11 protein-coding genes are annotated in these 11,775 nt (G+C 63.4%); 7 read left to right on the top strand and 4 right to left on the bottom strand.

From position 1 onward, the window contains the following. Nucleotides 1–122 (bottom strand): 2Fe-2S iron-sulfur cluster-binding protein (locus ACTHL0_RS04755; RefSeq protein WP_440565441.1); only part of this gene is annotated, 122 nt, incomplete at its 3' end. 74 nt (nt 123–196) lie between these two features. Between ACTHL0_RS04755 and ACTHL0_RS04750 the strand changes: the two genes are divergently transcribed. Next, nucleotides 197–1,258 (top strand): NAD-dependent epimerase/dehydratase family protein, encoded by a 1,062-nt coding sequence (locus tag ACTHL0_RS04750; RefSeq protein WP_440565439.1) that lies wholly within the window; start codon nt 197–199, stop codon nt 1,256–1,258. Nucleotides 1,259–1,275: 17 nt separating this feature from the next. Here ACTHL0_RS04750 and ACTHL0_RS04745 read toward each other — a convergent pair whose 3' ends face one another. Then, on the bottom strand, nt 1,276–1,464 hold the full coding sequence (locus ACTHL0_RS04745; RefSeq protein WP_440565438.1) for a hypothetical protein: 189 nt from the start codon (nt 1,462–1,464) through the stop codon (nt 1,276–1,278). Nucleotides 1,465–1,659: 195 nt separating this feature from the next. Beyond that, the gene (locus tag ACTHL0_RS04740) at nt 1,660–2,361 is read right to left on the bottom strand and encodes a pseudouridine synthase (RefSeq protein WP_440565437.1); all 702 of its coding nucleotides are present in this window, start codon (nt 2,359–2,361) and stop codon (nt 1,660–1,662) included. 198 nt (nt 2,362–2,559) lie between these two features. Between ACTHL0_RS04740 and ACTHL0_RS04735 the strand changes: the two genes are divergently transcribed. Further along, the gene (locus ACTHL0_RS04735) at nt 2,560–2,937 is read left to right on the top strand and encodes a copper resistance CopC family protein (RefSeq protein WP_440565436.1); all 378 of its coding nucleotides are present in this window, start codon (nt 2,560–2,562) and stop codon (nt 2,935–2,937) included. 89 nt (nt 2,938–3,026) lie between these two features. Here the strand turns inward: ACTHL0_RS04735 and ACTHL0_RS04730 are convergent, their stop codons facing one another. Continuing rightward, nucleotides 3,027–5,084, bottom strand: coding sequence for a glycoside hydrolase family 28 protein (locus tag ACTHL0_RS04730; RefSeq protein WP_440565435.1), 2,058 nt, complete (start codon nt 5,082–5,084; stop codon nt 3,027–3,029). Between the two features lie 499 nt (nt 5,085–5,583). On the opposite strand from ACTHL0_RS04730, the gene ACTHL0_RS04725 reads away from it, so the two are divergent. From ACTHL0_RS04725 to ACTHL0_RS04705, 5 genes are all read left to right on the top strand, one after another. Next, nucleotides 5,584–6,477 carry a dihydrodipicolinate synthase family protein gene (locus ACTHL0_RS04725; protein ID WP_440565440.1) on the top strand — a complete coding sequence of 298 codons (894 nt, stop codon included), beginning with the start codon at nt 5,584–5,586 and terminating at the stop codon, nt 6,475–6,477. A gap of 25 nt (nt 6,478–6,502) precedes the next feature. Next, entirely contained in the window at nt 6,503–8,260 is a 1,758-nt protein-coding gene (gene araD, locus ACTHL0_RS04720) for an L-arabinonate dehydratase (protein ID WP_440565434.1), read from the top strand. Between the two features lie 296 nt (nt 8,261–8,556). Beyond that, a complete protein-coding gene (locus ACTHL0_RS04715; protein ID WP_440565433.1) occupies nt 8,557–9,765 on the top strand; it encodes a porin in 1,209 nt (402 codons plus the stop codon). 251 nt (nt 9,766–10,016) lie between these two features. Continuing rightward, a complete protein-coding gene (locus tag ACTHL0_RS04710; RefSeq protein WP_440565432.1) occupies nt 10,017–11,009 on the top strand; it encodes a TRAP transporter substrate-binding protein in 993 nt (330 codons plus the stop codon). A gap of 138 nt (nt 11,010–11,147) precedes the next feature. Then, a complete protein-coding gene (locus tag ACTHL0_RS04705; RefSeq protein ID WP_440565431.1) occupies nt 11,148–11,627 on the top strand; it encodes a TRAP transporter small permease in 480 nt (159 codons plus the stop codon). Nucleotides 11,628–11,775: the final 148 nt, after the last annotated feature.

Raw genomic sequence — 11,775 nt, 5'->3', positions numbered from 1 at the left:
GCGCCGTTCTTGCAACCGTACGGGACGCCGATACCCTGGCGCAGCGCGGCGACGAGCACGGGTTCGTCGGGTTCTACTTGAAACTGCCGGCCGCTTTGCCGGAGGGTCACGTTATATGCCATAGCTCGATCAAACGAAAAACGAAAAAATGCCTGGTCAAAGCGCGCACGGGCCGGGGCCGCTACAATGCGCGCACATGAGAGCCACACGAATCTTGCGCCGGCCCCGCGTGTTGATCGTCGGATGCGGCGACGTCGGACTGCGTTGCGCGCAGCAGTTACTTGCCCGCGCCGCTCGCCCGCGCGTCTTTGCACTGACGACGCGCGCGACGCGTGCCGCGCAATTGCGCGGCGAAGGCTTGACACCGATCGTCGGCGATCTCGATGCGCCGCGCAGCCTGCGACGATTGGCGGGACTCGCGCGCACGGTCTTGCATCTGGCGCCGCCGCCCGCTCAGGGCGAAGGCGACCCCCGCACGCGCGCGCTGATCGCGGCGCTCAGCGCCCATCAACATCGTGCGGCGCGTCCTGCCGCACCCGCGCAAGGGCGTTTGCACCGAGGCCGCCAAGCCGCTCGTGGCCCGCGGAACGCCCGCCGATTCGCGCCCGGCGCATACGCCCAGCCCAAAAGCGCTATTGTACCCGAGGCATCTTCGGCGGCAGGGGGGGCGGTACGCGTGCGGATGGTGTACGCGAGCACGACGGGCGTCTATGGCGATTGCGCCGGTGCGCTCATCGACGAAACGCGGCCCGTGCGGCCGGCCAATGCGCGCGCGAAACGCCGGGTGGCCGCCGAGCGGCTGCTGAGGCAAGCGAACGTGCGGGGTGCGATGGCAGCCAGCATCGTGCGCATACCGGGTATTTACGCGCGGGAGCGGCTGCCGCTCGCACGTATCGGCCAAGGCAAGCCCGCACTGATCGAACGGGACGACGTCTACACGAACCATATTCACGCCGACGACCTCGCCGCCATCATGCTGCGTGCGGCGGTGCGCGGACGCATCGGACGGGTGGTGCACGCATCGGACGATACCGTGCTGAAGATGGGGGCGTATTTCGATTGTGTCGCCGATGCGTTCGGGCTGCCGCACGTCCCGCGCCTCACGCGCGAGGCGGCGGAGCGCAGCCTCGATCCGGCCACGCTATCGTTCATGCGCGAATCGCGGCGGTTGTCGAACGCGCGGCTCAAGCGCGAACTGCGGGTGGTCCTGCGCTACCCGACGGTCGATGCATTCCTGCGCGGCCTTGGCTCGAACTGAGTCTCGGCGGGTTGCTGTCAAAGCAGCGCCGGAAGCGCTTCGAGCAGCAGAAAGCAAAGCAGGGCGCCGATTAAGGCGCCAATGAGATTCGGATGGTACCGGCGCTTCACGTGCATCACCGTGAGCAACGAGCCGATGACGATCGCGCCGAGCGCCGCGAATGCGAGCGTCACGTACGAAATCTCGAATGTGCTGTTGATGACCACGGTACACCTCCCTCCCAACACCGCCTGACGGATCGGCTCGCGCACTGGGCGGCGATCTCGTTTCGTTTGATGAAAGCAGTATAGGGAGGGCCAGGCGTGTGCCCCATGGGGGCGTACCCGATATCGGGCGATCATTCGACTATTTCCGTGCACTGGCCCACATTGCGGGCGGGCGCGCGGGCGCGTCGTTCAGCCCTAGGCGCCTAATGCCTGTAAGGCTTCGTCGTCGAGCCATTGCCAGGCGCCGGGTGCGAGCGATTCCGGGAGCGCGAGACCACCGATGCGCTCGCGGTGCAACGCCTCGCACCGGTTGCCCGCCGCCGCGATCATGCGCTTGACCTGATGGTACTTGCCTTCGTTGACGGTGATTTCGAGTTGCTTCTCGTCGCGCATGCGGACGGCCGCCGCTGCGATCGGCGCTTTTTCGCCATGCAGCAGGACCCCGTCGCGCAGGGCTTGCAGTTGGCGCTCGTCGAGCGTGTGACGCGTTGTCGCCAGGTAGGTCTTCGGCACCTTGCGCTTTGGCGAGGTGTAGGCGTGCACGAATTGGCCGTCGTCCGAGAGCAGCAGCAGCCCCGTCGTATCTTCGTCGAGCCGACCGACACATTGGACGCCCCGCATCGCCAGTTGCGGCGGCAGCAAGCCAAATACGCTTAAGTGATGTTGCGGTTCGCGCGAGCACTCATAGCCTGCCGGTTTGTTCAGCATCAAATAGGCGTGCTCGCGGTAGCGCCAGAGCGTGCCGTCCACGTCGAACGTGAAATCGTCGACGGAGAAATCGGCATCGGCGTCCGTGCATGGGCTTCCGGCGACGATCACCCGCCCCTCGGCGATCAGCGAGCGGCATTGGCGGCGCGAGCCGAAACCTTGTCGGAAGAGAATGCTTTCGAGATCCATGGGCGAGCAATCGAGTCGGAGCGGCGCGATTGTACGCCGTGCCGCCCACGCTCCGGGTGCATGCTGCTGTCTATGCCCGTTACAGGCGTCGCGATTCGGCGGATTGCCGCGGCCGCCTTGCACCGGCTAAGCGGCCTCGACCATAATCCTTTCCCTGGCCTGCTCGGCAAACCGCGGTTTTGACCTGGGACTTCTCCGATGAAAAAAACGTCGCTCACTCCGTTTGGCGCACGCGCCTGCGCCGCCGCGCTGTTGCTCTCGTTCGCTCAATGGGCCAGTGCTCACGCCTATCCCAAACATCAGGTACCGGGTGCGGGCGCGACCGTCGGTGCCGATACGCACGAAGTATCGATCGAGTTCGACGACGCATTGGAGCGCGCGTTCAGTTCGCTCAAGGTGGCCGATGCGGCGGGCAAGGACGTCACGAGCGGTAAGTCGAGCGTCGATGCGCACGACAAAAAGCACATGTCGGTCGCGCTCGAAGCGCTCAAACCGGGCATTTATACGGTGTCGTGGGTGGCGGTGGCCGTCGATGGCCACCGCACCCAGGGGCACTACACGTTCAACGTGAAATGACCGGGCCGGAGCGCTTTGCGTGCCTGCAGGATGTTCCGCCCGGGGGCCATTGGGGCGTGAGTCCGGCCGTCGGCTAGCGCCCCAGCGCTTCAACTCGTCAACGTCGTGTTGTAAGTCGTGCCGCCGATGACGACGTTGCTCAACGTGATCGCATTGACGTTCCATACATAGGTCGGCCCCGGGGTCGTTGCACTCGCGGTGCCGTTGGAAACCGGCGTGCCGAGGTTGCAGTTCGAGATCGTTACGCCAGTGATCGGCGATACGGTCGGTGTCGGCGCGGGTCCGTTGTAATCGGCCGCAACCGGCCCCTGTGCGACGATTGCCTGGAAGCACGAGCCGTTGCTGCTGCCCGATGTCACATTGCTCGCCGTTACGTTGCTGATGTTGATATTGCGTATGGACGGCGGGCTCAGGCGCACGGCGTCGCCGTTCGGCGAATAGTCGCAATCGAACGTGATCAGGCCGCCTTGCGAGGCGGAGGGGTTGCCCGCGCTCGGCGTCGCGACACCCAGCGGGACGGACGTGTTGATTGGACTACCCGCGATCATATTGCTGGAGCCATAGCCCTTGCCTGTCAGCGAAATACCGTTGGGCAACGTGACGCCGTTGATATAGACGTTCTGCACGAAGCCGCCGCGGTTCATGTTGCTCTTGATGCGAATCGCGATCTGCAGCGGGTTGGTCGCCCAATTCTCGTTGAGCATGCTCAGGTTGCGGGCGTAGATATTCTCGACGCCCGCGCTCATCTCGCTGCCGAGCGTCAGGCCGCCGTGGCCGCTGTTCATCGTGCAGTTCTGAATCACGTGGTTCTGGGCCGGGCCGTATTGCGTATCGAGTGCCTTGCCCGATTTGATCGCGATGCAGTCGTCGCCCGTATTGAACGTCACGGAATCGGCGAGCACGTTATTGCAGGCATCGGGATCGAAGCCGTCGTTGTTCGGGCCGATGCTGTCGGCGAACACGCCTTGGATCACGACGTTGGTGCAATCGGTGGGATGGTGCTGCCAGAACGGCGTGTTCTGTGTGTGATAGCCCTGCATCAGCACGTTCGTGCAGCCGATGAATTCGACCATGCACGGGCGCAGGTAATGGCCGTTGCCGAACACGCGCGAGGTGATCGCCACGCCCAGTTCCGACAGGGCGGGCAGGTAGTTCTGATCCTGCGACCAGGAAGATGCCGTCAACAGCGGTAGGAGGGTCGCGGCATTGGACGCGGTGATGCCGGAGAGGCTCGTCAAAGCCGTGTTACTGGAATTCGAAAACGCCTGCGACGGCGTCGACGACCCCGCGCAGCCATAGGCGCCCGTCGTTCCTTTGAACGTCCACCAGCACGAAGTCGGCGTCGTGCCGTTCGCCTGAATCGGCGTCATGGCCTGCCCGTTCAGGATCGAGCTCGTGCCTTCGCCGGTCAGCGCGATGTTGGTCTGCTGGAACGCGTAGACCGGCGAGCCGAAGTTCAGGCAGTCGTTGGCTTGCCATCGCGTATGGTACAGATTGCCGTTCGCGGTCGTGAACGGGCCGCTTTTTGCGTAGTCGGCCGGGTTCGGGCTGAAGTAGATCGTGCAGGCTTCGCTCAGATGGAAGTTGACGTTGCTGAGCAGCACGATCGGGCCGCCGCAGTACCAGTTGCCGGCAGGAACGACAACGCGGCCACCGCCGGCCGCATTCGCCGCGACGATCGCGTTGTTGAACGCGGAGCACGAATCGAACGCGGTACCGCTCAGGCTCGAGGACACCATCAACTCCGAACCGGGGCTCGTGGGCGATGTGCTCTGGTTCAGCCAGGGAATGGCGGGGCTCCATGCCGATGCGGCGATCACCTGTGACGTGATGGGCTGTGCGCCGAAGCTCGTGACGTTGAAGTCGACGGAAGGGAACATCGACTGCGTGACCTTCTGCAGTGAAGCGATGATCTGAGTGGCCGAGCCGGAGGGGCCCCAGATCGGATCGGCTGCGGTGACCGTCGTCGATCCGCTGCTGCCCGTGCCGGCACTGCCGCCGTCGCTCCCCCCGCCGCACCCGGGCAAGCCGGACAGGACCGTCGCGCCCGCCGCGGCGCCTGCAAACGCCATGAAGGTACGCCGGCCGGGGGAATGTACGCGCGATGCATTGGCCGCCCGATGGGCGGTGGTCTTCTTCTCTGCCATGTCACTGTCTCCTGGGTTGAGCTCGAGCCGCCGGCACGGCCGGTCGACGTCCGATCGTTGCAGTGGTGATCCAGGGCCGGATTTTCGTTATGCAAATCAAAAGTTGTCAAACCTCGTAAACGATAAGAAGGGTTCGCTTCAGGGTCGGCCCGGTCGGTTTGCTGGCCGATGCACGCCGATAGGGATGGCGTCGGTCAATTAGCGAGGTGAGGGGAGAAGGTCTCGAAATATCCGTGTGGCAAGGGTTTGGCGGGAGTTTGAGGCGGGGATTCAAGGCCGCGGAGCGACGGGGCGCAACGGTCGCAGCCGGGCATGAAACGCGCGATCTTCAACGAGTAACGGGATCGGGCGTCGTAACGAAGTCGTTACAATCTGGAAATGTTGTTTGACAAGATGGTTTTTCCGGTGATACCGTCCGGCCGATCAGTTATCAAAACACTCGTCTCGAGGCCCCAGGAACGTGTCCCCACTTGTCGAGAGCGAATTCGCCTCGTCCGTGATGGCGGTGCCGCCGCTCGCGCGCCGTGCCGATTTGTCTGTCGATGTCGCCGAAAACCAAAAGCTGATTCGCCATATCGAAGCCGGCGGCGTGACCACGCTGCTTTACGGCGGCAACGCGAACTTCTATCACGTCGCCGTCAGCGAATATCGCGACTTGCTCGACATGTTCGCCGATAGCGCCGCCCCGACCACGCGCGTCATTCCTTCGATCGGCCCCGACTACGGCAAGATGCTCGACCAGGCGCGCATTCTGGCGCAGACGTCGTATCGGACGGCGATGGTGTTGCCGTTCGCCAATTTCGCGACGCCCGCCGGCGTCGAAGCGGGCCTCACGCGCATCGCCGATACCGCGGGTATCCCGCTGACGCTGTACGTGAAGAGCGAGCGATATGTCGATGTCGATACGTTGGCGCGCCTCGTCGATCGCGGCACGCTGTCCGCGGTGAAGTACGCGATCGAGCGCGACGATCCGTCGAACGATCCGTACTTGCGTCGCTTGCTGGAAAGCGTGAACCCGGCACGTGTCGTCTCGGGCATGGGCGAACGGCCGGCCGTCATCCATTTGCGCGACTTTGGCCTCGCCGCGTGGACGACCGGGTCGGGCTGCATCGCCTCGCGCGCCGTTTCTTCGCTGATGCACGCCATCCGCGAGTCGCGCGAAGCTGAAATGAAGCGGTTGTACGACGCCTTCATGCCGCTCGAGACGCTGCGCGACGATATTTCGCTGATTCGCGTCCTGCATGACGCCGTCACGTTCTCCGGGGTCGCCGACATGGGTACGATCATGCCGCTGCTCAGCGAGACGCCGAAGGTTCATCACGATGCCGTCCGCAAGGCGGCCCAGGCGTTGCTCGCGTTCGAGCAAGGCTTGCGTGCGCAGGCCGGCGCTTAAATTCAGTATTGCGGAGTCGTACCAAGTGAGCACGAACAGAAAGAAGCCCGAGGAACTGCGCAGCCATCGCTGGTACGGCGTGAACGATCTGCGCTCGTTCGGTCATCGCTCGCGCAGCTCGCAGATGGGCTATAGCCGCGAGGAGTACGCGGGCAAGCCGGTGATCGTGATCCTCAATACCTGGAGCGAGATCAACCCGTGCCACACGCACTTCAAGGTGCGCGTGGAAGAGGTGAAGCGGGGTATCTGGCAGGCTGGTGGCTTCCCGATCGAGCTGCCCGTGCAAACGCTCTCCGAGCCGTTCCAAAAGCCGACGACGATGCTTTACCGCAACTTCCTCGCCATGGAAGTCGAAGAAACGCTGCGCTCCTATCCGGCGGACGGTGTCGTGTTGATGGGCGGCTGCGACAAGACTACGCCCGCGCTGCTGATGGGTGCGATCTCGATGGATTTGCCCGCGATCTTCCTGCCGGCCGGCCCGATGCTCAACGGCAATTGGAATGGGCGGACGCTCGGCTCCGGCTCCGATACGTGGAAATACTGGGCCGACTTGCGCGCCGGCAACATCACGGAAGAGGACTGGAAGGGTGTCGAAGGCGGGATTGCCCGCTCGCCTGGGCATTGCATGACGATGGGCACCGCGTCGACGATGACGAGCGCCGCCGAAGCGTTGGGCTTCACGCTGCCAGGGTTCGCTTCGATTCCGGCCGCCGATTCGCGCCACGCGCAGATGGCCGCGAAAACCGGCATGCGTATCGTCGACATGGTGTGGGAAGACCTGAAGCCGTCGGACCTCATCACGCAGCAGTCGATCGACAACGCCGTGACGACGTGTCTTGCGTTGTCGGGTTCGACCAACGCGATCGTGCACATGATCGCGCTCGCGCGCCGCGCGGGCATCCCGCTGACGCTCGGCCACTACGACGACCTCTCTCGCCGCACGCCGGTACTCGCCAATATCCGTCCGACGGGCCAGTACCTCATGGAGGATTTCTATTACGCGGGCGGCTTGCGGGCGATGCTCAAGGAACTGGGCGAACTGATCGACGGGACGCAGCGCACGGTCAACGGCAAGACGCTCGGCGAGAACATCGCGGACGCGGAAATCTTCAACGATGACGTCATTCGCCGGCGCAATGTGCCTTTGATGCCGGATACGGGCCTTGCGGTGCTGCGCGGCAACCTCGCGCCCGACGGCGCCGTAATCAAGCCCGGCGCGGCCGATCCGAAGCTGCATGTGCATACGGGCCGGGCTGTCGTATTCAAGGATTACAACGACATGGCGGCGCGTATCGACGACGATGCGCTCGACATCGACGAGCAGTGCGTGATCGTGCTCCAGCATGCGGGGCCCGTCGGTGCGCCGGGCATGCCCGAGTGGGGGCAACTGCCCATCCCGAAGAAGCTGCTGCAAAAGGGCGTGCGTGACATGCTGCGCATTTCCGATGCACGGATGAGCGGCACGAGCTACGGCGCATGCGTGTTGCACGTGGCGCCCGAATCGTTCATTGGCGGCCCATTGGCGCTCGTGAAGGACGGCGATTTGATCGAGCTCGACGTGCCGCAACGCAAGCTGAACGTGCTGATCGGCGACGAAGAATTGGCGCGCCGCAAGGCGGCCTGGGTGCCCCCCGCCCCCCGTTTCACCCGTGGCTATGGCGCCATGCATCAGATCCACGTGATGCAGGCCGACAAGGGCTGCGACTTCGACTTCCTGCAGCGTGACGGCGCAGACGGCGCAGACGGCGCAAGCACGAGCGGGGGCGAACCGGAGATCCACTAACGTTTGGAACATCCGCGCGGCCGGCCGGCGTAAGGAGGCGCCGGGCAGCCACGCGTGTATCGAGACGGCTCGGGCGTGTGCGTCTGCAGGAGGCAGGCGCACGCAATCCGACGGCGCGGTTCACCCTACTATTTAGTTAGTAGTACTAACAACGCGCGAGGAACGGGCAGGCGCCTTCGATCGATCGGTGGCAAGGAGGGCAGTAACTGGATGCCTGGGATGCAAGGGTAGCCAGGCAGTGTGTAGCGGCATGGCATGGCGGGCCGCGATAAATCGAACAAAGACCAGGAGATGTAATGAAGCACTATAAACAAGCCACGATGACGCTTGCCGGTGCGGCGGCGATCCTCGCGAGCGGCAGTGTCTTGGCGCAAAGCAGCGTGACGCTTTACGGCATCATCGATACCGGCATCGGCTATTTGAGCAATCAGGCGCCCTCCACGGGTGCGACGACCGGCGGCAAGTCGGTGGTGAAGATGCTGGAAGGGGTATGGGGCGGCGAGCGCTTCGGCTTGACCGGCAGTGAAGATCTGGGCGGCGGCACGAAGGCTATCTTCAAGCTCGAGGAAGGATTCAACGCCGACACCGGTGCGATGGGCAAGACCGGTCTCGCATTCAATCGCGCTTCGTGGGTCGGCCTCGATAACGCGAAGTTCGGTACGTTCACGGCGGGCCGCCAGTACACGCCGTATTACACGATGCTTTCTCCGTATAGCCCGACCACCTGGCTGACCGGCGCCTTCGGCGCACATCCGGGCGACGTGGATGCCCTCGATACCGACTATCGCGTGAACAATGGGCTCGTCTATACCTCGCCGTCGTTCGGCGGGTTCAAGGTGAGCGGCATGTATGCGCTTGGCGGCGTCGCGGGCAGCTTCAACGCGGGTTCGACGTGGAGCGTGGCGGCGCAATACCTGATGGGACCGGCCGGCATTGCAGTGGGGTTTGCCCGCTTTAACAATGCCACGAATGGCGGCGGCGCTTGGAGCGCCAGTTCGACGGCGTACTCGGGCACGGGCGAGCAGGGCGTATCGAGCATCACGAACGGCTATCAAAATGCGGCCGCTCAGCAGCGCTTCGCGGTGACAGGCGGCTACAAGTTCAGCCCGCAATGGGATGTCTCGGCGACGTATTCGAACGTCCAGTATCTGCCCGGCATCGCTTCCGGTTTCACGGACAAGGCGATCTTCAACACGGGCGGCGCCGTGCTGCACTTCCGTCCCGTGTCCGCGTGGGATCTCGCAGCCGGCTACAGCTACACGCGTGCGACGACGGCCAACGGGATTCGTGACGCCGCGAGCTATCAGCAGTTCAACCTGACTCAGCTCTATAACCTGTCCAAGCGTACGCGCATCTACGTCCTCGAAGCGTACCAGCGGGCCAGCGGCCAAACGCTGAGCACGAGCGGCAGAGCGGTCAATGCCACGGCCAACGTCGGCGAGCAGTCGGCGTCGTCCTCGCGCAGCCAGTTCGCCGCGACAATCGGTCTCAATCACCAGTTCTGATCTGCGGTGACCTGATCGGATCCGCTCGCGCGACACCCGGGAAGCGGCGGTGCGAGCGCACCCCTTTCCTCGGGTATCTCCTAAGCCGCAAGCGGGTGACATGTAAATACAATCTTTGTCATTGTCAGACAACATTGTCTACTGAAACAAAGATGTCAATCGCTGTGCGGGCTCGCTTTGCCGGAACAGAAGTCGCTTCCCCGTCTCCCGCGCTCGCATCAGACGATCCATATTCTCGAGGAGATCACAAGATGAAACGTCCCTTCACCCTGTCGACGCTCGCTTTGACGCTGGCCGCCTCGTGCTTCGCGTTCGCGGCCGGCACGGCGCAAGCCCGCGTATTCCGGGCGGCCGATGTGCACAGCGACACGTTCCCGACCACGATGGCCCTGAAGTTCATGGGCGACGAGATCTCGAAGCAAACAGGCGGCAAGGACAGTCTGAAAGTGTTCGCGAACAGCGCGCTCGGTTCGGAGAACGACACGATCGATCAGGTGCGCGTCGGTGCGATCGACATGGTTCGCGCGAACGCGGCCGCCTTCAACGACATCGTGCCCGAATCGATGATCCCGTCGCTGCTGTTCCTGTTCCGCGATATCGACCACTTCCGGAAGGTCATGTACGGGCCGGTCGGGCAGAAGATTCTCGACGCGTTCGCGGCCAAAGGCATGATCGCGCTCACGTTCTACGAGAGCGGCGCGCGTTCGGTCTACGCCAAGAAGGCGATTCATTCGCCGGCTGATATGAAGGGCGTGAAAGTACGCGTGCAGCCCTCCGATCTGATGGTCGACGAGATCAAGGCGATGGGCGGCACGCCCACCCCGATGCCGTTCTCCGAGGTCTACACGGGCCTGAAGACCGGCCTCGTCGACGCGGCCGAGAACAACATTCCCTCGTACGTCGAAACGAAGCATTACGAAGTCGCACCCGTGTATTCGGAAACGCAGCACTCGATGACGCCTGAAGTCGTCGTTTTCTCGAAGAAGATCTGGGACACGCTGACGCCGCAGGAACAGCAGGCTGTCCGCAAGGCGGCGGCGGATTCGGTGCCGTACTACCAGAAGCTGTGGGTGGCGAAAGTGGATGACGGCGTGCAGACGGTGAAAAAAGACGGCGTGACGATCGTTCCGCCGGCGCAAATCGATCGCACGGCATTCGTGAAGGCGATGCAGCCGGTGTGGTCAAAGTACGAAAAGACGCCGGCGATGAAGCAGATCGTCGACGAGATCGTGTCGACCAAGTAACGGCGAAGCGCCCCGAGCATCGAGACGATCCTTGAGGCCCGCCCGCTCGCGCGCGGTGTGCGTACGCCGGTGGGCCTTCGGGGCCGTCGTGCCTTGCTGCTTGCAACCTGCATTGCATTTTGTCCAAGAGATTGACCGATGAACTTCATCAAGCGTCCGAGCGGCATCGTCGCCCTCTTGATCACCGTGTTCGCATCGATTTGCCTGGCCGTGCTGTGCGTGCTCGTCATGTACAGCGTCGTGATGCGCTACCTGTTCGACAACGCCCCCGATTATGTCGAGCCGATCGGCTTGCTGATGGTGCTCGTGGTCGCGTTCATGGGCGCGGCGCTCAAAGTACGCGACGGCGGGCATATCGGCTTGGATTCGCTCGCGAAGGCCTTGCCGCCCCGTTGGCGGCTCGCACTCGAGGCGTTGCAGCAGCTTTGCCTCGTCGCGTTTTCGATCGCCGTGTGCTTCGGCACGAAGGAAATGGCGATGACAACATTCGACGATCACATCCCGATTCTCGGCTTGCCGGAAGCCGTACGCTACGCGATTCCCTTTGTCGCCAGCGCCTGCACCATCCTTTTCTCAATCGAGCGCTTGCTGGCGCTCTTCGCGGCTAAGCGGACGTGATTCAAATGGAACTCCTGATTCTTGTCGCCAGTTTTCTGGTGTTTCTCGTACTGGGCGTGCCGGTTTCGTTCGGACTCGGCCTCGCTTGCGTGCTGACCTATCTCTATGAAGGGCTGCCGCTTGCCACCGCGATGCAGTCGATGGTGTC

Source organism: Trinickia sp., assembly GCF_051961175.1.
In the GTDB taxonomy this organism is placed as follows: domain Bacteria; phylum Pseudomonadota; class Gammaproteobacteria; order Burkholderiales; family Burkholderiaceae; genus Trinickia.
Note: the sequence above shows the minus strand (reverse complement) of the source record. Positions and strands in the feature narration are given on the sequence as shown.

Excerpts from the sequence above, each read along its gene's own strand:
- ACTHL0_RS04750 (WP_440565439.1), top strand. The coding sequence starts at position 197 with ATGAGAGCCACACGAATCTTGCGCCGGCCCCGCGTGTTGATCGTCGGA.
- ACTHL0_RS04740 (WP_440565437.1), bottom strand. The coding sequence starts at position 2,361 with ATGGATCTCGAAAGCATTCTCTTCCGACAAGGTTTCGGCTCGCGCCGC.
- ACTHL0_RS04735 (WP_440565436.1), top strand. The coding sequence starts at position 2,560 with ATGAAAAAAACGTCGCTCACTCCGTTTGGCGCACGCGCCTGCGCCGCC.
- ACTHL0_RS04730 (WP_440565435.1), bottom strand. The coding sequence starts at position 5,084 with ATGGCAGAGAAGAAGACCACCGCCCATCGGGCGGCCAATGCATCGCGC.
- ACTHL0_RS04725 (WP_440565440.1), top strand. The coding sequence starts at position 5,584 with ATGGCGGTGCCGCCGCTCGCGCGCCGTGCCGATTTGTCTGTCGATGTC.
- ACTHL0_RS04715 (WP_440565433.1), top strand. The coding sequence starts at position 8,557 with ATGAAGCACTATAAACAAGCCACGATGACGCTTGCCGGTGCGGCGGCG.
- ACTHL0_RS04710 (WP_440565432.1), top strand. The coding sequence starts at position 10,017 with ATGAAACGTCCCTTCACCCTGTCGACGCTCGCTTTGACGCTGGCCGCC.
- ACTHL0_RS04705 (WP_440565431.1), top strand. The coding sequence starts at position 11,148 with ATGAACTTCATCAAGCGTCCGAGCGGCATCGTCGCCCTCTTGATCACC.